At 71.0% G+C, this 19,787-nt stretch carries 15 protein-coding genes and 2 pseudogenes; 9 read left to right on the top strand and 8 right to left on the bottom strand.

Annotated elements, in window-relative coordinates; translation table 11 throughout:
- Positions 1-26 precede the first annotated feature (26 nt).
- Complete coding sequence (gene catA / locus M3E84_RS09880) at positions 27-896, bottom strand: catechol 1,2-dioxygenase (RefSeq protein WP_259896016.1); 870 nt, start codon at positions 894-896, stop codon at positions 27-29.
- A 430-nt stretch (positions 897-1,326) separates the two neighbouring features.
- On the opposite strand from catA, the gene M3E84_RS09875 reads away from it, so the two are divergent.
- From M3E84_RS09875 to M3E84_RS09865, 4 genes and pseudogenes are all read left to right on the top strand, one after another.
- The gene (locus M3E84_RS09875) at positions 1,327-1,476 is read left to right on the top strand and encodes a hypothetical protein (RefSeq protein ID WP_259896015.1); all 150 of its coding nucleotides are present in this window, start codon (positions 1,327-1,329) and stop codon (positions 1,474-1,476) included.
- Positions 1,477-1,578 (top strand): annotated as a pseudogene (locus M3E84_RS12415) (hypothetical protein); the annotation flags it as partial.
- 181 nt (positions 1,579-1,759) lie between these two features.
- Complete coding sequence (locus M3E84_RS09870) at positions 1,760-2,008, top strand: SDR family oxidoreductase (RefSeq protein ID WP_259896014.1); 249 nt, start codon at positions 1,760-1,762, stop codon at positions 2,006-2,008.
- Positions 2,009-2,145: 137 nt separating this feature from the next.
- Positions 2,146-4,908, top strand: a pseudogene (locus M3E84_RS09865) (AAA family ATPase); the annotation flags it as partial.
- On the opposite strand, the gene M3E84_RS09860 reads toward M3E84_RS09865, so the two are convergent.
- From M3E84_RS09860 to M3E84_RS09850, 3 genes are read right to left on the bottom strand one after another with little or no spacing between them, the layout of a single operon-like run.
- Entirely contained in the window at positions 4,898-6,064 is a 1,167-nt protein-coding gene (locus M3E84_RS09860) for a mandelate racemase/muconate lactonizing enzyme family protein (protein WP_259896013.1), read from the bottom strand. The pseudogene M3E84_RS09865 and the gene M3E84_RS09860 overlap by 11 nt on opposite strands.
- Positions 6,064-6,993 carry a LysR family transcriptional regulator gene (locus M3E84_RS09855; RefSeq protein ID WP_259896012.1) on the bottom strand — a complete coding sequence of 310 codons (930 nt, stop codon included), beginning with the start codon at positions 6,991-6,993 and terminating at the stop codon, positions 6,064-6,066. Before M3E84_RS09855 ends, M3E84_RS09860 begins: the two co-directional genes overlap by 1 nt.
- A gap of 9 nt (positions 6,994-7,002) precedes the next feature.
- A complete protein-coding gene (locus tag M3E84_RS09850) occupies positions 7,003-8,745 on the bottom strand; it encodes a long-chain-fatty-acid--CoA ligase (protein ID WP_259896011.1) in 1,743 nt (580 codons plus the stop codon).
- A gap of 310 nt (positions 8,746-9,055) precedes the next feature.
- Between M3E84_RS09850 and M3E84_RS09845 the strand changes: the two genes are divergently transcribed.
- From M3E84_RS09845 to M3E84_RS09830, 4 genes are all read left to right on the top strand, one after another.
- The gene (locus M3E84_RS09845) at positions 9,056-9,772 is read left to right on the top strand and encodes a response regulator transcription factor (protein WP_006213896.1); all 717 of its coding nucleotides are present in this window, start codon (positions 9,056-9,058) and stop codon (positions 9,770-9,772) included.
- Between the two features lie 40 nt (positions 9,773-9,812).
- Complete coding sequence (locus M3E84_RS09840; RefSeq protein WP_259896010.1) at positions 9,813-11,114, top strand: sensor histidine kinase; 1,302 nt, start codon at positions 9,813-9,815, stop codon at positions 11,112-11,114.
- A complete protein-coding gene (locus tag M3E84_RS09835) occupies positions 11,095-12,216 on the top strand; it encodes a hypothetical protein (protein WP_259896009.1) in 1,122 nt (373 codons plus the stop codon). The genes M3E84_RS09840 and M3E84_RS09835 overlap by 20 nt, the downstream gene beginning before the upstream one ends.
- Positions 12,217-12,328: 112 nt before the next feature.
- Complete coding sequence (locus tag M3E84_RS09830) at positions 12,329-12,931, top strand: DNA-3-methyladenine glycosylase I (protein ID WP_259896008.1); 603 nt, start codon at positions 12,329-12,331, stop codon at positions 12,929-12,931.
- 30 nt (positions 12,932-12,961) lie between these two features.
- On the opposite strand, the gene M3E84_RS09825 is transcribed toward M3E84_RS09830, so the two are convergent.
- The 4 genes from M3E84_RS09825 to hisC all read right to left on the bottom strand — a co-directional run bounded on the left by M3E84_RS09825 (position 12,962) and on the right by hisC (position 18,173).
- Complete coding sequence (locus M3E84_RS09825; protein WP_259896007.1) at positions 12,962-14,527, bottom strand: dihydrolipoamide acetyltransferase family protein; 1,566 nt, start codon at positions 14,525-14,527, stop codon at positions 12,962-12,964.
- Positions 14,528-14,580: 53 nt separating this feature from the next.
- Complete coding sequence (locus M3E84_RS09820) at positions 14,581-15,594, bottom strand: alpha-ketoacid dehydrogenase subunit beta (protein WP_259896006.1); 1,014 nt, start codon at positions 15,592-15,594, stop codon at positions 14,581-14,583.
- The gene (locus M3E84_RS09815; protein WP_259896005.1) at positions 15,591-16,955 is read right to left on the bottom strand and encodes a thiamine pyrophosphate-dependent enzyme; all 1,365 of its coding nucleotides are present in this window, start codon (positions 16,953-16,955) and stop codon (positions 15,591-15,593) included. The genes M3E84_RS09820 and M3E84_RS09815 overlap by 4 nt, the downstream gene beginning before the upstream one ends.
- Positions 16,956-17,066: 111 nt before the next feature.
- Positions 17,067-18,173, bottom strand: coding sequence for a histidinol-phosphate transaminase (gene hisC / locus M3E84_RS09810; RefSeq protein WP_259896004.1), 1,107 nt, complete (start codon positions 18,171-18,173; stop codon positions 17,067-17,069).
- Between the two features lie 131 nt (positions 18,174-18,304).
- Here hisC and purB point away from each other — a divergent pair, with 131 nt between their 5' ends.
- Complete coding sequence (gene purB, locus M3E84_RS09805; RefSeq protein WP_259896003.1) at positions 18,305-19,747, top strand: adenylosuccinate lyase; 1,443 nt, start codon at positions 18,305-18,307, stop codon at positions 19,745-19,747.
- The last annotated feature ends 40 nt before the right edge of the window (positions 19,748-19,787 follow it).

The following is a 19,787-nucleotide window of genomic DNA, read 5'->3' as shown; positions in this document are numbered from 1 at the left end:
GGCCTGGCGGATTCAGCGCAGGCTGCTCACTTGGTCTCGCCCTCGCGGGCCAGGACGTAGTTGTAGGTGGCCATCTCACCCGGGGCGTCCGGGTTGTCCTGCGGATCCAGCATCAGCTCGGGCTTCACCGCGCCGGCAATGTCGTCCTCATTGTGGACATCTCCCGGGAAGTACAGCTGCTGGGTGACCAGCTGGTAGCCCGGAGCGTGGACCTTGATGTGGATGTGGGCCGGGCGCCAGGCGTGCCAGCCGGCGGCTGCGATCAGCTGGCCGCAGGCGCCGTCGGTGGGGATCTGGTACGGCGCCGGACGCTTGGTGTGGATCTCGAAGTGGCCGTTCTCATCGGCGGCCACAGTGCCGCGGAACAGCCACTTGGGCAGCTCCGGGGCGTACTGCGAGTAGAAGCCCTGGGCATCGGCATGCCAGATCTCGACGGTCGCATCCTTGATCGGGTTGCCCGCGGTGTCGGTGAAGTCGCCCTGGAAGACGATGGGGGTGCCCTCCTCGTCCTCGCGCATCTCCAGCGTGGCCGGGGTCTGCATCTGCGGGGCATTCGGAACGTAGTACGGGCCCTCGATCGTGCCGACGACGCCCGGACGGTCCTGGGAGTTGATGTCCTCGATGGTGTGCTCGAGCCACACGTCGAGGAACAGCGGCCACTCGCCGTCCGAGCCGACCTTGATGAGCCAGGACTTGAACGCGTTGAACTCCTCGTACGTGGCGCTGTGCTTCACGGCGATCTCGTTCAGGGCGTCGACCAGGTCCGAGGCGATCGCGTTGACGCGCTCGACCGGGACATTCAGGCCGGAGAGCTTGCCGGACTCGGCGAAGCGCTGGGTGGCGAGCGAGCCGGCCTCGACGGCGGTGCCCTCGTTCTCCTTGCGGGTATCAGTCATGTCGACCTCCACGTAGTTCAGATTGCCGACGCGAGCACACCGCCCATGGCTGCGCCGCGTCGATGCGGAGCCGTCCCCGCCGCCGGCTGTCAGCCGCGGCGCCCCAGTCCACGGGCCCGGAGGGCCTGCGGACATCCTGCCGGGACGAGGGATTCGCCCGCGCATGTGATGTGCGATACAGCCAAGACTAAGTCGCTCATTGCTCACATCACAAATATCAATTGTGTCGTTTCTCTTCTTGAATCAACACATTCGAACCCCTTGCCCCCCACTAGGCATTCCCCTGGTGTGACCGCCGTCACCGGGCCCCGGACTTGGTACATCATCGATGCACGCCGCACTTTCCACAGATCGCACCGCGGAAGGCACGAGCGGCGCGCCCGCCCGAGGAGACCTCCGGGGCGGTCCGGTCGACACTCCAGGAGGAGCCGTGACTGAGAACCTGAGCCATCTGCACGACGTCATCGACGACGCCGTCATCGACGACCACGAGAACGGCGTGATCCGCGCCAAGCGCGAGATCTTCACCGACGAAGAGGTCTTCGAGCTCGAGATGAAGTACATCTTCGAGGGCAACTGAATCTCCCTGGCCCACGAGTCGCAGATCCCGAACGTCGGCGACTACAACACGACCAACATCGGCCGCACCCCCGTCGTGATCACCAGCGACAAGGACGAGCAGCGGCACTGCATCATCAACGCCTGCGCGCACCGCGGGGCCATGCTCGAGCCCGGCTCCGGGACGATCGTCAACGTGTCCTCGGTGGCCACCGGCGGGCTGAACCGCGTGCCGTACGCAGCAGCCAGGGGGGAGCGTCAACGCCCTGACCAAGGCGCTGGCCTTCGAGGTCGCCGGGTGCGGCGTGCGCGTGGTGGCCACGGCTCCCGGCGGCACCCTCGCTCCCCCGCGTGCCGTCCAGCGCGAACCCGGCCCGGAGACCGAGCAGGAGGAGGCCTGGTACCGCACGATCGTGGACCAGACCGTCGACTCCTCGTACATGAAGCGCTACGGCACGCTCGAGGAGCAGACCGCCCCGATCGTGTTCCTGGCCTCCGACGAGGCCTCCTACATCACCTGCTCCGTGCTGCCGGTGGGCGGCGACCAGGGCTGAGCGCTCGGGCACGGCTCACCGGGGCCGGTCGACTCCCTCAAGTCGGCCGGCCCCTCCTTCTCGGGCAGATCCCGCGTGGTCGAGCCTTCCCGGGCCCGAGCCCCGGGCCGCTGGGGCGCGATCGCTATGATCGGCCCATGCCCCTCGCTCCCAGCGGAAGCTCCGGCGATGTCGCGCTCGTCGGGCGCGATGCGCAGCTCGAGCACCTCCTGCGGCTCTACCAGGAGGTGCGCCGCGGTCATCCCCGCACCGCCGTGATCTCCGGGCCGGTGGGCATCGGCAAGACCAGGCTGCTGCGCGAGCTGCTCGCCCAGACCTCGTCCCGCAGTCGCACGGTCCTCTCCGCCAGCGGCAGCGATTGGGAGTCCGCGCTCCCGCTGGCCGGCTACACCCAGCTGATGGGCAGCGCCCCTCTGCGCAGTCCTTCCGGGTTCGACGGCGGCCCGCAGCCGCCCTCGCAGGTGGTCGAGCGGCTCACCCCCGACCAGGCGCTGAACTACGCCCAGACCCTGCAGACCCACCTGGAGGCCCAGCAGCACCGCGGGCCGGTGATCGTCGTGATCGACGACCTGCAGTGGCTCGACGAGGACTCGCTGCGCATCCTGATCTTCGCCGCGCGACGGCTGCACAGCTGCCGGGTGCTCTTCCTCTTCGCCGTCGACCTGGACCAGGCCGCCGGGCTGCCGACCGGGATCATCGACCATCTGACCGGCTATCCCACCGAGGTGCTGCACCTGCCTCCGCTCGAGGCCGAGGCCGTCGCCGCCCTGGGCCGCGAGATCGTGGGTGCTGAGCTGAGCATGACGACGGTCCACGAGCTGCTGCGCCACACCGAGGGCCACCCGCAGTCCGTGGTCGAGCTGCTCCAGGAGGTCCCCGCGGAGCAATGGCACGGCTGGCTGCCGAAGCTGCCTCCGTCGCGGCGCACGCGCGCCCGGGTGGCCTCCCAGCTGCGTCGAGCCTCTCCCGAGCTGCTGCGCATGGCCGAAGCCGTCTCCGTGCTGGGGCAGGACGCGCCTCTGCAGCAGGTGGCCGCTCTCGCGCAGCTGTCCCACTTCCTGCCCGTCGTCGACGAGGGCCACGCCGCCGGGCTGCTTCGCCTGAGCATGGACCGGCAGCCCTCCGCGGTGCACTTCGTGGAGCCCAGCGCGACCGCCGCCGTCTACGAGCAGATCGCCCCCACCCGCCGGTTCGCCCTGCACCGGGCTGCCGCGGAGGTCGTGGCCGATGAGGGCGCGCGGCTGGGCCACCTGGTCGCGGCCTCTCCCGGTCCTCAGGAACTGCTGGCCCTGCAGCTGGTCGCCTATGCCGAGCGCCAGGCGGCCGACGGCTGCTGGTCGGAGGTCGCCTCAGCCATGCTCTCGGCCTCTCGGCTCTCTCTGGGCCGCCGCGACGGCGACCTGCGGCTGCTGCGCGGGGTCGACGCCCTGATCGGCGCCGGCGATATCACCCAGGCCGCGAGCCTGGTCAGCGTCATCGAGTCCATGCCGCCGTCTCCCCTGCGCGCCTCCGTGCTGGGCTACCTGGCCGTCGTCACGGGGCGGCGATCGACGGCGGCGGCGCAGCTGGCCATGGCCTGGCGCACGGTGCGTGAGGACCTGGATCCCAGCGCCGGAGCGCGCATCGCCCTGCGGCACACGCTGCACGCCCTGGCCGACTGGAACGGCGAGGGCATCGTCACCTGGGGCGAGCGCGCAGCCGAGCTCGCCGAGGCGCCGCATCACATCAGCGTCGAGGCCTGCGCCATGTACGGCCTGGGGCTGTTCGCCTCGCGGCGCCTGGACGAGGCCGAGCGGCCGTACCTCGATGATCCGGGCACGACAGTGGGCAACGCCCAGGAGCAGCGACTGCTCATGGGCTGCGCCTGGCTGGCCCTGCGCACCGACGATGTGGAGACGGCCCGCCTGCGCTTCGAGGAGGCTGTGCCCACCGAGTACCGCGGCGGATCGCTGTGCATCTCCCTGTGGGCCGAGTCCTGGCTGGCGCGCTGCCAGCTGATCCTGGGCGACTGGGACGCCGCGGCCGCCACGATCGCCCATGCCTCCGTGCGCCTCGAGTCCTCGGGCATACGCCTGATGCGGCCTCTGCTGTACTGGACCGCCGCCGAGCTCAACGCCATGCGAGGCGACTGGGACCGCGCCGAGCACTTCCTGTCCCTGACGGTCGTGCCGACCGGCGGCTACCGCAGCATGATGATCCCGGCGGCACTGGCCCGAGCGCACTACCACGAGGCCCGGGCGGACTACGAGTCCGCGCTGGAGGCCCTGCGCCCGCTGCGCACGGCTGATCCGGTCACTGCCGGCCGCGAGCCGTTCTGGTCCTGGCAGGACACCCTGGTGAACTCGCTGGTCATGACCGATCAGCTCGACGAGGCCCAGGGATTCGTGGACGAGCTCAAATCGGTCGCCCCCTCCTCGTCCTTCCCGGCCGACGCCGCCCACATGGCATGGGCGGAGGGGCGGCTGCTGGCCGCGCGCGGAGAGGTCGAAGCCTCCCAGGAGCTCTTCGACCGGGCGCTGGACGCGCTGCGCTCGAGGCGCCGTCCCTATCTCGAGGCCCGGGTGCGCTTCGCCTACGGGCAGAGCATGCGGCGGGCCGGCAAGCGGCGGCTGGCCTCGCGAGTTCTGCGCTCGGCCCGCGAGCTCTACGCCTCCCTGGGCGCCCAGACCTACGTGTCCCGATGCGACCGGGAGCTGAAGGCCGCCGGGGCCAACGCCCTCGTGCCGGCCGCCCAGCAGACCGGCACGGACGGGCTCTCAGATCTGCGCAGGCAGGGCCCCGACGCCCTGCACATCGGCTCCGAGGCCGTGCAGCTGACCGCCCAGCAGCAGGCCGTCGCCCAGCTCGTAGCCGGGGGATCGACCAACAAGGAGGTGGCCCAAGCGCTGTTCATCGCGGAGAAGACGGTGCAGTTCCACCTGACCCGCATCTACGCCAAGTTCGGGGTGCGCTCGCGCAGCGGTCGCGGTGCGCGGCGAGCTTCTGCAGATCGGGCTCGGTGCCCACGCCCGGGACGTCGGGGACCATGATCTTCCCGTCGGCGATCGTCAGCGGCCTGGCGATGAGGTCATCGGCCATGTCCAGGTAGTTGGACAGCTCGCCCGCCCGGCGGTGGGTGTGCTCGAACGCCGCGCCGAACACGACGGAGGCGACAGAGCCGATCTGCGTGTCGATCTGGTTGCCCACGTAGACGTCCACGCCGGCCGCCTGGGCGAAACCCACGATCTTGGCGGACTCGGTGAACCCGGTGCGCGCGGTCTTCACGCACAGCAGGTTCGCTCCCCCGGTCAGGATCTCGCGCGCGGCCTCGCCCATGTTGGGCGCGGACTCGTCGGCGGCGATCGGGATCGCGGACTTCTCCACGAGCCGACGACGGCCCAGCACCTCGCGGGCGTCGTCCGGCTCCTCCAGGAAGCTCAGCCCGAGATCCGCGGTGCGGCGAAGAACCTCTGCAGCCTCATTGGCGCTCCAGCCGCGGTTCGAGTCCATGTAGATCTCGGTGTCCTCGCCCAGGCCCTCGCGCAGCACGCGGGCGGCCTCCACGTCCAGCGACAGCGGGCGGCGGCCGCTCTTGAGCTTGAACGTGTCGATGCCGTAGGTCTCGCGGAACTCGAGGGCCAGGTCGAGCAGCTCCTGCGCGGGCTTGAAGCCGAGCATGTGCGAGACGCGCATGTGATCCGAGAATCCGCCGAGCAGCTCTGTGACGGGTCGGCCCAGGATCTTGCCGAGGCAGTCCCACAGGGCGATGTCCACCGCGCCCTTGGCGGTCTCGTTGTGGATCGTCCGCGCCATGACGGCCTGGGCCTTCTCCCGGTCGAAGACCGAGAGCCCCTCCAGCTGCGGGGCGAAGATGTCCTCGATCACGGCCACGATCGACTTCTGCGTCTCCCCGTACGTGTACGGCCGCGGCGGGGTGTCCGCCCAGCCGACGACCCCGTCCGAGGTCTCGATGCGCACCAGCACGTGATTGGCCTCGTGGACGGCGCCGGAGGCGAAGTGCAGAGGGGTGGAGTACGGGATCGTGTAGGGGATCGCCTCGATCTTTGCGATCTGCATCAGGGCATAGGCCTTTCGATGGGGTCGGGACCCGGCTGGCCCTCGGATTCTGGTTCATCGGCCAGCTCGGTGACCAGCTGGATGAAGTTGGACAGCAGCACCGAGCGGTCCTCGCGCCGCCAGGCGACCGCCAGCTCCGCGTGCGGGGAGTCCTCGAGCTCGCGGTAGCGCACGCCGCGCAGCTGGACGCTGCGCACGCTGGCGGGCATCAGCGCCACGCCGCCGCCTGCGGCCACGAAGGACAGGATCGTGGAGGTCTCCTGGGCCATCTGCGAGACGCGGTGCTGGAATCCGGCCCCGCGGCACAGGTCCGCGGTCATCCGGTACATCACGGACTCCGGCGGGTAGGTCACGAAGCGCTGCTCGGTCAGCTCGACCATCGACAGCGGCCGGTCCGAGGCCAGCGGGCTGTGCGTGGGCAGCGCTACCACGAGCGGCTCGCGGTTGATGATGCGGAAGTCGATCTCCGGGCTGGAGACCGGAGGGCGCAGGATCGCGGCGTCGAGCGTGTGCTCGAGCAGCCCCCGCTCCATGGCCGGGGTCAGCATCTCGCCGTGCAGATCCAGGGCCAGCCCGGGGTACGCCGTGCCGGCCGCGCGCACGATCCGGGGCATCACGCTGTACGTCGAGGACCCGGAGAAGCCCACGTGCAGCACACCCGTGGCGCCCTGGCCGACCTGATAGACGTCCGCCTGCAGCGCCTCGACGTCGTTGAGGATGCTGCGCCCGCGCTCGAGCATCAGCGCCCCGGCCGCGGTGAGGTCCACGCGGCGGGTGGTGCGGTCGAAGAGCTTGACGCCCAGCTGCTCCTCGAACTGGCGGATCTGCTGCGACAGCGGCGGCTGGGCGATGTGCAGCCGCTTGGCCGCGCGCCCGAAGTGGCGCTCCTCCGCGACGGCGATGAAGTAGGTGAGCTGGCGCAGTTCCATGGACGCGGCCTAGCTGCGACGGGCCAGGTCGACGCCCAGCTGCTCGAGCTGCTGGCGGACCTCTCGGCGCTGGATCTTGCCGAGCATGGTGCGCGGCAGCTCGTCGAGCTCGATGATCCGTCGGGGCACCTTGTAGCGGGTGACCTTGCCGTAGCAGTGCTCGCGCAGCCGGGCTTCGTCGAACGTGCGGTCCGGGGAGGTCACCACGGCGGCCACCACGACCTCCGAGCCGTCCTCGCCCCGCAGCCCCACGACGGCGGCCTCCGCGACGTCCTCAGCAGTGGTCAGCGCGTGCTCGACCTCGGTCGGAGCCACGTTGAAGCCGCCGGTGATGATCAGCTCCTTCAGCCGGTCGACCACGCGCAGGAAGCCGTCGTCGTCCACCGTGACGATGTCGCCGGTGCGCAGCCAGCCGTCCTGCAGGATCTCGGCGGTCTCAGCGGGGCGCTTCCAGTAGCCCTGGAAGACCTGCGGGCCGCGCACCCACAGCTCGCCGGGCTCTCCTACGGGGGTGTCCTCGAGGGTCTCGGGATCCACGGTGCGGATGTCGGTCGACGGGAACGGGATGCCGATCGAGCCGGTGCGGCGGGTGTCGTTGAGCGGGTTGCAGGCCACCAGCGGAGAGCATTCGGTGAGCCCGTAGCCCTCGATCAGCATGCCGTCGGTGTGCGCCTCCCACTCCTCGACCAGGTGATGCGGCAGCGCCATGGCCCCGGAGACGCCCACGGTGATGCCCTCCAGGGAGCGGCCCTTCTCATCGGCCAGCTCCATGACCTTCTGGTAGATCGGCGGCACGGCCGGCAGCACCGTGGCCGGGGTGCGCTTCATGGCGCCCACGATCAGATCCGCGCGCGGCGTGGGGAACAGCACCAGGGTGGCTCCCAGAGACATGGCGAAGGTCATGCCCAGGGTCATGCCGAAGACGTGAAACAGCGGCAGGGCCCCGTAGACGACCTCGTCGGAGCCGGTGTGCAGCCATTCGCGGCCCATCACGGCGTTGGACTCGAGGTTGCGATGGCTGAGCATCACGCCCTTGGGCTGGCCCGTGGTCCCCGAGGTGTACTGGATGATCGCAAGGTCCTCCGCGCCCGGGCGGGGGTGGTCGTAGGCCAGGGGCCCGTGGGAGAGCAGCTGCTCCCAGTCCGTGGCCCCGGAGGCCGGGGCAGTGAGCGCCGCGCGCTGCTGCCTGAGGCGGCGCACGGGCAGGCGAAGGGCGGTGCGCATGGGCAGCGGCATGGAGCGGGTGATGTCGACGGAGATGATGCTCTCCACGGCCACATCGCCGGGGAGGCTGCGGACGGTCTCGACCGTCTTGTCCCAGACCACCGCGACCTTGGCGCCGTGGTCCTCGAACTGGTGGCGCAGCTCGGCGGCGGTGTACAGCGGGTTGTGCTCCACCGCGATCGCGCCCAGTCGCATCACCGCGTAGAAGGCGACGATGTGCTGCGGGCAGTTGGGCAGCACGAGAGCCACCCTGTCGCCGCGGCCCACCCCGAGCCGGCGCAGCCCCTCTGCGGCGCGCTCGACCTGGGCGCCCAGGCGGGAGTACTTCCAGCGCGCTCCGAAGAACTCGAGGGCCACGCGCTGCGAGTTGACCGCCACGGAGCGCTCGAGCATGTGGATCAGCGAGGTCTCGGGCAGGTCGATGTCATGGGCGACGCCGTCGTCGTAGGAGGAGGTCCACGGCCGGGTCGCGAGGAGCTCCCGCGAGGATCCTGGGGTGGCCGCCGGGTCATCTGTCTGCTCAGGCATGAGACCGAGGATACCGCCCGGGCTGTGCGCGCACCGGCGGCGGCCCCGAGATCGGGCCGGGGCCCCCGCAGGACGGGCGAGCGACCGACTCGGCGATTCTCAAGTCATATTCATGGACAGTAGGACACAGATCCTCTTCGACGGCCCCGCGCTGGACTACACTGACGCAAGCCCATACGCCGGAGACCGCGCCTGTTCGGGGCAGACGCGCGCTCCGTCTCGGGGGCCGCACCTGCCTGAGAGGTCATCAGTCCGTCACCCAGACAGACCCTCAGGCCGTCCGATTCCGCCGACCTCCCAGAGGTGTCACATGCCGTCCACGCTCGTCGCCGTCGTCGATGACCACGAGGTCGTCCGCGAGGGCATCCGTCTCGTCTCCATGACCTCCCAGGCGGACGTCAAGCTGGTGGGCTCGGCCTCGACCGTGCCCGGCCTGATCGATCAGCTGGGCCGCGACCCGGAGAACACCGCCCTGACCGCTCCGGGAGCCAAGCGCATCGAGTGCGACGTCGTGCTGCTGGACCTCTCGCTCACGGACCGCTCGCGCCCCTCGGAGAACGTCGAGCGGCTGCGCGAGGCCGGCATGAAGGTGCTGATCTTCTCCATCGGGGAGAACGCCGCCCTGATCCGCGAGGCCCTGCGCGCTGGCGCCCTCGGCTTGGTGCGCAAGTCGGAGCCGCTCGAGCACGCGATCGAGGAGGCCCGCAACATCGCCGACGGCAAGCCGGTGATCACCAAGGAGCTGGCGGCCGCGATCGACGGCGACATCGAGTTCGCCCGCGCCAACCTCTCGCCGCGCGAGCAGGAGACGCTGCGCCTGTACGCCTCGGGCTTCGCCCAGGTGCAGGTGGCCCGCCGCATGGGCATCAAGCAGTCCGCCGTGAAGACCAACATCGACCGCATCCGCGAGAAGTACGCGCGCATCGGGCGCCCGGCCCCCACCAAGATCGACCTGCGCATCCGCGCGATCGAGGACGGCCTGGTCGAGCCCGAGGCCGACGTCAACAACGTCGAGATCCGCCGCTGAGCATCCCGCTCCTCCTGCTCCCAGGGGACGACGCGCGCCCATGACTCACGCAGCCGAGCCGCCCGCACAGGACTTCAAGCGCTACCACGGCAGGGCCCTGCGCTCGCGGCTTCCCTCGCCGGTCTCGGCCGGGACCATGGGCCCGAACGTCTACCGCCTGCAGTGGATGGGCCAGCTGTGCGCGGCGGTGGCCATGTTCTCCAGCTCACTGGCAGCGCTGCCCTCGGTGAGCGTGCTCAGCGGTGCCCCCGCGGTGCTGAGCACCCTGTTCTTCATCGGGCTGCAGATCTGCACGGGACTGATGTTCTACTTCGGCGCACGGCGCCGCGTGCTCACCTGGCCCTCCACGGCCGCCGTGGTGCTGATCATGCTGTGCTACGCCTCGCTGGCTCCGATCTGGGCGCCGGCCTACGAGATCTCTCCTCCGTGGCTGTCGTTCCTGCTGATCCTCGCCGCGGGGCTCACCGCGATGACCTGGGGCGCGATCGCCTCGCTGGCCGTCATCGGCTGGGCCCTGATCAGCCTGGGGGTCTATGCCGTGCAGATGCCGGCGGGCTACCCGCTGCAGGCCGAGATGGTCCAGACCACCGCGGACTGCCTCTACGCGATCCTGCTGGCCATGGCGATCCCGCTGACCCTGCGCGCCGCCGACAACGCCGACACCGACTACAGCACCGCGATCGCCCATGCCACCGCGCTGCGCCGCTCTCGCACGCAGTGCGATGAGCAGGAACGCCTGGACCGGCTGATCCACGACAACGTCATGGCCGCGCTGCTGGATGCCTCCCGCGCCCCGGGCCCGGTCTCCAAGCGCACCCGGGAGCTGGCCATGCGGGCACTGAGCGTGCTGGAGTTCGAGGAGAAGCGCGCCACCGGCATCGCCACGACCTACGTCCACACACTGATGGACGAGCTGCTGGACGCCCTCACCCCCTGGCGATCGCGGGTGCGCTTCAACGTCCTGGTCCCCGACATCCGCCCCATGGGCCACACGCGAGCCTTCCTGCCCTCGGACACCGGCCAGGCGCTGATCCATGCGGTGACCGAGTCGGTGTCCAACAGCGCACGGCATTCGGGAGCCGCCACGACCTTCGTCACCATGGACGGCGGGGCCTGCCCGCCCACCGCGCTGAATCCGTTCGGCTTCTATCTCACCTTCGAGGTTCTGGATCGCGGCAAGGGGTTCCAGATGCGCTCCATGGACTCCCGGCGCCTGGGCGTGCGCGTCTCCATCATCGGCAATGTCGAGAACGCCGGCGGCAGCGTCGACGTCGCCTCCGCCCCGCACCGCGGGACGCGGATCCGGATCCTGTGGCCTAGCGATGCCCATCCGTCGGACTAGGCGCCGCGGCGCCAGGTACCGCGCAGACGTCGACGTCGGGCTGCGCAGCCGCCTGCTGGACCTCATGGCCCAGTGGGCCATGAGGCCTGCCGAGGAAGGCCGCGCCCGGTCCACCGCGCTGTTCCTGGGGGCGCTGCTGGCCTTCCTGCTGCCGGCTCTGATCGTGGGTCTGCCGCAGCTGTCGGTGCTCGATCAGCCGCAGCTGCAGCTGGTCTCCGCTCTGCCCTACCTGTCGGCGGTCCTGCTCGTGATCATCCCCGGGCCTCGGCGCCTCGATGAGCTTCCCGTGATCACCGCCGTGGTGGCCATGGTCTCGTGCCTGGCGCTCACCCACGACGCCGATCCCGCGCGGCTTCCGCTGCTGTCGCAGCACTGGGGCTATCAGGGGCTGCACCTGTTCCTGATCGTCCTGGCCATCCGCCAGCGCATCGCCTGGGCCTGGGGGACCGTGTTCATCGCGGCCGCTCTGGGCGCGACCTTCGGCGCGCGCTCCGAGCACGGGATGCTCATGGGCATGGCGCCCATGGCCACGGCCGCCGGCACCCTGGTCATCGCCACGCTGGTCATCACGGAGGTCGAGCGCCTGCTGGATCGACGCCGCGAGGCCCGGGCGCTGGGCGCCTCGGCGCGCACCGACGACGACGCCGAGCAGGACACCGTCAACGCCTCGATCCGGCGCATGCACGAGGTCCGCCGGATCGCGGGCCCCTCGCTCGAGCGGATCGCCTACGATTCGAGCCCCGTGGATGATCGCGAGCTGCGACGCTTCCGGGTCATCGAGGCCCAGCTGCGCGATTCCATCCGCGGCCGGTCCATCTCCACGCCGGAGCTGCTCGAGGCGACACGGCGAGCCCGCGAGCGCGGCGTCTCGGTGGACATCCTGGACGAGCGCGGCTCCGCGCTCCCCGAGCGCATCCTCCGGATCGTGGGGCGGGAGTCCGCCGCTGTGCTGGATGCCGCCCAGGCCGGCTCGGTCACGATCCGCGCCTTCCCTGCCGACGACCCGACGGCGGTGCTGATCGTGCACGACCCGGGCGAGGACGACGAGGACGCGATCGCCCTGGAGATCGCGCAGGACACCGGCGAGATCTCGGAGTTCTGAGCTCCCGGGGTTCAGGCTCCACAGGGCGCAGCTGCGGCCTCGCCGGGGCTCGTAGCGCACACATCGGCTCCCGAGCCCCGCTCGGCAGCGGCCCCGACCGTAGCGTTCCGCCATGCACACCGCCGAGACCGCCCTCCCGCCCGCTGCGACACCGTCCTGGCCGGACCGCCCCCTTGCGGATGCGGCTGCCATCCTGCTCAGCCCGGTGCTGTGCGCCGACGGGCTGCCGCGCTGCCCATGGGCGCTGTCCTCACCGCACGTGCTGGCCGATCACGACACCGCCTGGGGCTCCGCCCCGCAGCAGCCGTCCGAGTGGCTGCGGGCCCTGTGCCTGGAGATCCTGCAGGCCGGTCTGGCCCCGGGTGCCTCCGTGTCGCGGTTGCCTGCACTCGAGGAGGTCTTCAGCGGCTTCGACCCGCAGATCGTGGCCGGGCTCGACGACGACACCGTGGATCAGCTGGTGCTGGACCGCCGCCTGATCCGCAACCGAGCCAAGCTCACCGCCGTGGTCCTGGCCGCTCGCGCCGTGCGCGGCTGGTCGTGCGAGCACTGGCAACAGGCGCTGGCCCCGGAGGAGGGAGCGGAGCATGTCCAGGTCGTGGTGCGCCGTCTTCGCGAGCAGGGCCTGGCGCACGCGGGGCCCGGCACGACCGCTCGAGTGCTCGCCCGCACGGGCATGGCCCCCGCGCATCTGGACGGCTGCTTCCGGTCCTGAGGACGGCTCGGTCCCGGGATGCCGCCCCCTTCAGTCGAGCAGCAGCGCCGGCTCCTCGAGGATGCTGGCCACATCCGCCATGAAGCGGGCCGAGAGGTCGCCGTCGACCACGCGGTGATCGAAGGATCCGCCGAGCGTGGTGATCCAGCGCGGGATGATCTCCCCGTCCACGACCCACGGCTTCTGCTTGATGGTCCCGAAGGCCACGATCGCGACCTCGCCGGGGTTGATGATCGGGGTGCCGATGTCGATCCCGAGCGAGCCGATGTTCGTGATCGACAGGGTGCCGTTCTGCATGTCCCCGGGCTGGGTGCGCCCGGCGCGGGCCGTGGCCGTCAGCTCGTTGAGGGCGATCGCCAGCTCGCGCAGGCTCATGTCCTGGGCATCCTTGATGTTCGGGACCATGAGCCCGCGCGGGGTCGCCGCCGCGATGCCCAGGTTCATGTAGCGCTTGATCACGATCTCGCGGTCGGTCCAGGTGGCGTTGACCTGCGGATTGCGCGCCGCGGCCCAGATGACGGCCCGGGCCAGCAGCAGCAGCGGGGTGACCTTCACGCCCTCGAAGTGATCGGAGGTCTTCAGCCGCTTCACGAACTCCATGGTCCGGGTGGCGTCGACGTCCACGAAGATCGACACGTGCGGGGCGGTGAACGCCGACTTCACCATGTTCTGCGCGGTCAGCTTGCGCACGCCCTTGACCGGGATCCGCTGCGTCCGGTCTCCGGCGCCTGGGGCATCCGAGGAGACCCAGAAGCCGTCGGGACCCTCCGGGACCTCGCGCAGGTGCGCGGCGTAGGCGAGCAGGTCGCGCTTGGTGACCTGACCGGCCTCGCCCGTGCCGGAGACCTCTCGCAGGTCGATGCCCATCTCTTTGGCGGCTTTGCGCACGGGCGGCTTGGCCAGGGCCGGCTGGGAGGCCCGCGCCGGTTGCGCAGCGCCGCCGGTGCCTGCCGGGGTCCCTGCCGAGTCCCGAGAGCCGCCGCCGGCCAGGCGTGCCAGCCGGTCCCCGCGCGAGCCGGTGCCCTGCCCCAGGCCGGCGCGGGAGAGGAGATCCGCGATGCCGTCGCCCAGCGAGGATCGTCCGCCGGCAGGCTCGGCCGCGCCGCGACCGCGCGAGGGCTCGGTCTGCTGCGCGGGAGCCTCGGGACTCGCAGGCTCCTGTCGGGCGGGTCGGCGCGAGCGCTGCCGGCGCACGACCGGATCCGCCTTGGGCCCCGATCCCACGAGCGGCTTCTGCTCCGGCTCCTCCCCGGATCCCGCGTCCGAGGACGGCGCCGGAGCCTCCGGCTCGCTCGCAGCACGTGCCTCGGCACCGGTGCCCGAGTAGCCCGGATCCGGTCGCGAGCCCGGCGCCTCGGCGGAGTCTCCGATCGAGACCAGGCCTGCGCCCACCTCCAGGGTCTCGCCCTCCTGGGCGAGCAGCTCGAGCACGGCGCCCTCCCAAGGCGAGGGCAGCTCGACCAGGGACTTGGCGGTCTCGATCTCTACGAGAGGTTGATCGACGACGACCTCGTCGCCGACGCGCACCTTCCAGGTGACGACCTCGGCTTCGGTGAGCCCCTCGCCGACATCGGGGAGGCGGAAGATCTGTGCCATGCGGGAATCCTTCGGAAGCGACGGTGCGGCGCGCGGATGCGCGGTGGGCTGGACTAGTAGGCGAAGGCCCGGTCGATGCCGTCCAGGATGCGATCCAGATCCGGGACGTAGTCCGCCTCGACCCCGGCGGGCGGATAGGGCATGTGATAGCCGCCCACACGGATCACGGGGGCCTCGAGGCTGTAGAAGCTGCGCTCCGTGATGCGCGCGGCGATCTCGGCCCCCAGCCCCGAGAAGACCGGGGCCTCGTGGGCCACGACCATGCGCCCCGTGCGCTGCACCGAGGCCTCAAGGGTCGCGAAGTCGATCGGCGACAGCGAGCGCAGGTCGATCACCTCGACCGAGCGGCCCTCCTGCGCGGCGGCCTCTGCGGCGGCCATGGCCACGGGCACCAGCGGACCCCACGCCACGAGGCTGAGCTCCGAGCCCTGGCGCAACACCTGGGCGCTGAAGGGATCGGCGGTGCTCGGGTTCTCGAGATCGATCTCACCCTTGAGCCAGTAGCGGCGCTTGGGCTCGAAGAAGATCACGGGATCGGGGCAGGCGATCGACTGCTGGATCATCCAGTAGGCGTCCTGCGGCGAGGACGGCGAGACGATGCGCAGCCCGGCAGTGTGCGAGAACTGGGCCTCGGGGGACTCGGAGTGGTGCTCGATCGAGCCCACGAGCCCGCCGTAGGGGATGCGGATGGTCACCGGGACCGTGACGTCGCCGTCGGTGCGGGCGTGCATCTTGGCCAGCTGGGTCGTGATCTGGTTGTAGGCAGGGAAGGTGAAGCCATCGAACTGGATCTCGCACACCGGGCGGTACCCGCGCATGGCCATCCCGGTGGCGGCGCCCACGATCCCGGCCTCGCCCAGAGGGGTGTCCAGCACCCGGTGCGCGCCGAACTCCCCCTTGAGCCCCTCGGTCACGCGGTACACCCCGCCCAGGGAGCCGATGTCCTCGCCCATGAGCAGGACCCGGGGGTCCTCCCCCATGGCCCGGCGCATGCCCATGGTCAGGGCCTTGGCCAGAGTGGCCCGGACGGTCATGGGTCCGCCCGTGCGCGTCTGCTGCTCGCTCATGCCCTCTGCCCCTCCTGGCTCTGCCCTGCGTCTGCGCCCGGTCCGCCCTCGCCGTCCAGGAAGGAATCGGCGTAGTCGCGGTGCCAGGCCCGCTCCTCCTCCACGAGCGGGTGCGACTGCGCGTAGACGACGTCGAAGCGCTGGTCCAGCTCACCCGGATCGGAGCGCAGCAGCTCGGAGCGGACCTCCTTCAGCCACTGGTCGGTCTCCTCCTCCAGGTCCTGGAACCACTGCTCCTGCACGCCGAGCTCCGTCTCGAGCAGGGCGCGCATGCGCAGCAGGGGCTCCTTCTGCGCCCACTGCGCCTCCTCTGCGGAGAGGCGGTACTTGGTGGGGTCGTCTGCGGTGGTGTGCGCGCCCAGTCGGAAGGTCTCCGCCTCGATCAGCACGGGTCCGCGTCCCTCGCGAGCCTCGGCGGTCGCCCAGCGGGTCACCGCCAGCACGGCCAGGGGGTCGTTGCCATCCACCCGCACGCCCTCGAAGCCATAGCCGGCCGCCCGGGCCGCCAGGGGCACGCGGGACTGCGTGGAGAACGGCACCGAGATCGCCCACTGGTTGTTCTGCACGAAGAACACCACGGGGGCGTCGTAGGAGGCGGCGAAGACCATGGACTCGTGGATCTCGCCCTCGGTCGAGGCGCCGTCGCCGAAGTAGACGGTGACAGCACCGGGCTCCGGCGCGGGCTCCCCCGCCTCCTCGGCAAGCCGACGGTCCTGGACCATGCCCATGGCGTAGCCCACCGCGTGCGGGACCTGGGAGGCCAGCACCAGCGAGTAGACATGGGTCCGGGTCTCGGACGGCTTCCAGCCGGAGGCCGCGTGCCCACGGAACTGCACCAGGACCCGCTCGGCCGGGACCCCGCGCTCCAGGACCACGGCATGCTCGCGGTAGGAGGGGAAGACGTAGTCGTTCTCGCCCTGGGCCAGCGCCGAGCCGACCTGGGCCGCCTCCTGGCCGCGCAGCGGGGGCCACAGGGCCATCTCGCCCTGGCGCTGCAGCGCAGTGGCCATCTCGTCCAGGCGGCGCGCCCGCACCATCGAGCGGTGCATCCGCTGCAGCGCCTCGGCATCGACGTCCTCGACCCAGCGCGAGAAGCGCTCGTCGTGCTGGCGGACGCCGTTCTCGTCGAGCAGGCGGACCACGGGCATGGTCGCGGCCACGGCCGCGGGGTGCGCTCCGGTGCCGGCGCTCGCACGGGCGTCATGGGGATCCGCGACCGGGCCTGCGGTCGATCCGTCCGGAGCGACGTCGGCGGCGACCTCGGCGGCCTCAGCGACCTGGGCAGTCTCCGGGGACGGCTGCTCAGCGCCGGGCTGCTCCTGCTCGGGCCCCCGCTCCGGGAGCTCGTCGGCCTGCGCCATGGGACACCTCCAGGTGTGGTTCACGCGGCGGCACGGCCCCGGGCCGTCCGGCCCGGCAGCTCATGCCTGCGTCTCCGTCTGCTGCGCGCAGAGCCCGGAGACGAAGCTGTCTCATGAGACTACGTGACGCGCGGGCGTCTGGAAGTTGGAGCAGATCTCCAAAAACCTGTCGTTGGCCTGGGGCACATCGATGCTGACCCGCACGCCGTCCCCGTCGAAGGCCCGCACCGACAGCGCCTGCTGCGCGCAGGCCTCGGCGAAGCGGCGGGCGTCCTCGCCCAGCCGCAGCCACACGAAGTTCGCGCGCGTCTGCGGGACGTCCCAGCCCAGTTCCGCCAGCCGGGCCAGGACGCGCTCGCGCTCGTCGACGATGCGCTGGACCCGCTCCTGGACCTGCTCCAGGTGATCGAGCGAGGCGATCGCCGCGGTCTGGGCCATCTCGGTCACCGCGAACGTGGTCGCGACCTTGCGCAGCGAGGCTGTGACCTCCGGCTGCGAGAGCGAGTACCCCACGCGCAGACCGGCCAGGCCGTGGGCCTTGGAGAAGGTCCGCAGCGCGACCACGTTCGGGTGGGCGCGGTAGGTGCGCACGCCTTCGACGAGCTCCGGGTCGCCCTGGAACTCGAGGTAGGCCTCGTCCAGCACCACGAGGATGCCCTCGGGCACCCGGGCCAGGAAGCGCTCCGTCTCGTCCTGGCGCAGCGACGGGCCGGTGGGATTGTTCGGCGAGCACAGCAGGATCACGCGGGTGCGCTCGGTGATGGCCGCGAGCATGCCCTCGAGGTCGTGCGAGCCGTCCGGCAGGTTGGGGACCTGCACGCTCACGGCGCCTGCGGTCCCCACGACGATCGGGTAGGCCTCGAAAGAGCGCCAGGGGTAGATGACCTCATCGCCCGTGCCGTCGGAGGAGGTTCCCGCGAAGGCCGCGATGATCTGGGTCAGGGCGCCCAGGCTTCCGGCGCCGGTCACGATGTCATCGGCGGGCACGCCCAGGTGCTGGGCGATCCGCTCGCGCAGCGGCGCGGCCGTGGGATCCGGGTAGCGGTGCATGCGCTGGGCCGCCTGGGCGATGGCCTCCTGAGCCGCCGGGACGGGACCCCACGGATTCTCGTTGGACGACAGCTTGAAGGCCTCGAGGCCCGCGACGGCCTGCGGGGGACGGCCCGCGGCGTAGTCGGGCAGGGCGGACAGGGCGGCGCGGGGCGTGACGGAGGACATGATCCCCACTGTAGCGCCGGGCCGCCGCACGAGGACCGGGCGCCGAGCCCGCTCCGGACAGATCGTGCGCTCGAGGCGCGCGCACTCGCGGCAGGCCTCGGGACACCGCCCGAGGATGGAAGAATGTCTGCATGTCTCAGTCTTCCGCACCCTCGACCGACGATCCCACGGCCCGCATCCCGCTCGGCGGGCTCGAGCCGCCCCTGGCCCTCGGAGCCCTGGACGGGCGCTACCGCCCGGCGGTCGCCCCGCTGATCGACCACCTCTCGGAGGCGGCGCTGAACCGCAACCGGATCCACGTGGAGGTCGAGTGGTTCATCCACCTGTGCGCCAGACGCGTGCTGCCCGGGATCGAGCCGCTGAGCCAGGAGCAGATCGACGGGCTGCGCCGCATCGTCGAGGACTTCGGCGCCGAGGGCATCGCCGAGCTAGCCGAGATCGAGGCCGTGACCGTCCACGACGTCAAGGCCGTCGAGTACTACATCGGGCACCGGCTGCCCGCGCTGGGCCTCGAGCACCTGATCCCGCTGGTGCACTTCGCCTGCACCTCCGAGGACATCAACAACCTCGCCTACGCCGTGGGCGTGCGCGATGCCGTCGAGCTGGTCTGGGCCCCGGCCGCCCGCGAGCTCGTGGAGCAGATCTCCCAGCTGGCCGCCGACAGCGCACAGGCCCCCATGCTCTCGCGCACCCACGGCCAGCCGGCCACGCCCACCACACTGGGCAAGGAGCTCGCGGTCTTCGCCCATCGCCTGGGCCGCCAGCTCACCCGGATCGGCTCCACGCAGTTCCTCGGCAAGATCAACGGCGCCACCGGAACCTACGCCGCGCACACGACCGCCGTACCGGAGGCCGACTGGCAGGAGGTCTCGCGCACCTTCGTCGAGGGGCTGGGGCTGAGCTGGAACCCCCTGACCACGCAGATCGAGTCGCACGACTGGCAGGCCGAGCTCTACGCGGACGTCGCCCGGTTCAACCGCATCCTGCACAACCTCTGCACGGACATCTGGTCCTACATCTCGATCGGCGTCTTCCGCCAGGTCCCCGTCGAGGGCGCCACCGGGTCCTCGACCATGCCGCACAAGGTCAACCCGATCCGCTTCGAGAACGCCGAGGCCAACCTGGAGATCTCGTGCGCGCTGCTGGACACCCTGGGAGCCACGCTCGTGACCTCGCGCTGGCAGCGCGACCTCACGGACTCGTCGTCCCAGCGCAACATCGGCACCGCCTTCGGGCACTCGCTGCTGGCGACCTCGAACGTCGCCAAGGGCCTGCAGCGCCTGGATGTGGCCCACGATGTCCTGGCCGCCGACCTCGACGAGAACTGGGAGGTCCTGGGAGAGGCGATCCAGACCGTCATGCGCGCCGAGGCGATCGCCGGGACCCCCGGCATGGAGAACCCCTACGAGCGCCTCAAGGACCTGACCCGCGGCCACCGCGTGGATCAGCAGCGCCTGCAGGAGTTCGTGGCCGAGCTCGGGCTGTCCGAGGCCGCCGAGCAGCGCCTGTCCCAGCTCACGCCGCAGACCTACATCGGGATCGCCCCCAGGCTCGTGGAGCACCTCGAGCGCTGAGGAACCCCGTCCCGTCCGAGGCTCCCGCGCAGACGACCCC

The sequence above is a fragment of the Kocuria sp. p3-SID1428 genome (assembly GCF_025149945.1).
In the GTDB taxonomy this organism is placed as follows: Bacteria; Actinomycetota; Actinomycetes; order Actinomycetales; family Micrococcaceae; genus Kocuria.
Note: the sequence above shows the minus strand (reverse complement) of the source record. Positions and strands in the feature narration are given on the sequence as shown.

Coding starts and splice junctions, on each gene's coding strand:
- catA (WP_259896016.1), bottom strand. CDS start 896: ATGACTGATACCCGCAAGGAGAACGAGGGCACCGCCGTCGAGGCCGGC.
- M3E84_RS09845 (WP_006213896.1), top strand. CDS start 9,056: ATGCCGTCCACGCTCGTCGCCGTCGTCGATGACCACGAGGTCGTCCGC.
- M3E84_RS09850 (WP_259896011.1), bottom strand. CDS start 8,745: ATGCCTGAGCAGACAGATGACCCGGCGGCCACCCCAGGATCCTCGCGG.
- M3E84_RS09835 (WP_259896009.1), top strand. CDS start 11,095: ATGCCCATCCGTCGGACTAGGCGCCGCGGCGCCAGGTACCGCGCAGAC.
- hisC (WP_259896004.1), bottom strand. CDS start 18,173: ATGTCCTCCGTCACGCCCCGCGCCGCCCTGTCCGCCCTGCCCGACTAC.
- M3E84_RS09815 (WP_259896005.1), bottom strand. CDS start 16,955: ATGGCGCAGGCCGACGAGCTCCCGGAGCGGGGGCCCGAGCAGGAGCAG.
- M3E84_RS09840 (WP_259896010.1), top strand. CDS start 9,813: ATGACTCACGCAGCCGAGCCGCCCGCACAGGACTTCAAGCGCTACCAC.
- M3E84_RS09820 (WP_259896006.1), bottom strand. CDS start 15,594: ATGAGCGAGCAGCAGACGCGCACGGGCGGACCCATGACCGTCCGGGCC.
- M3E84_RS09855 (WP_259896012.1), bottom strand. CDS start 6,993: ATGGAACTGCGCCAGCTCACCTACTTCATCGCCGTCGCGGAGGAGCGC.
- M3E84_RS09860 (WP_259896013.1), bottom strand. CDS start 6,064: ATGCAGATCGCAAAGATCGAGGCGATCCCCTACACGATCCCGTACTCC.
- M3E84_RS09825 (WP_259896007.1), bottom strand. CDS start 14,527: ATGGCACAGATCTTCCGCCTCCCCGATGTCGGCGAGGGGCTCACCGAA.
- M3E84_RS09830 (WP_259896008.1), top strand. CDS start 12,329: ATGCACACCGCCGAGACCGCCCTCCCGCCCGCTGCGACACCGTCCTGG.
- purB (WP_259896003.1), top strand. CDS start 18,305: ATGTCTCAGTCTTCCGCACCCTCGACCGACGATCCCACGGCCCGCATC.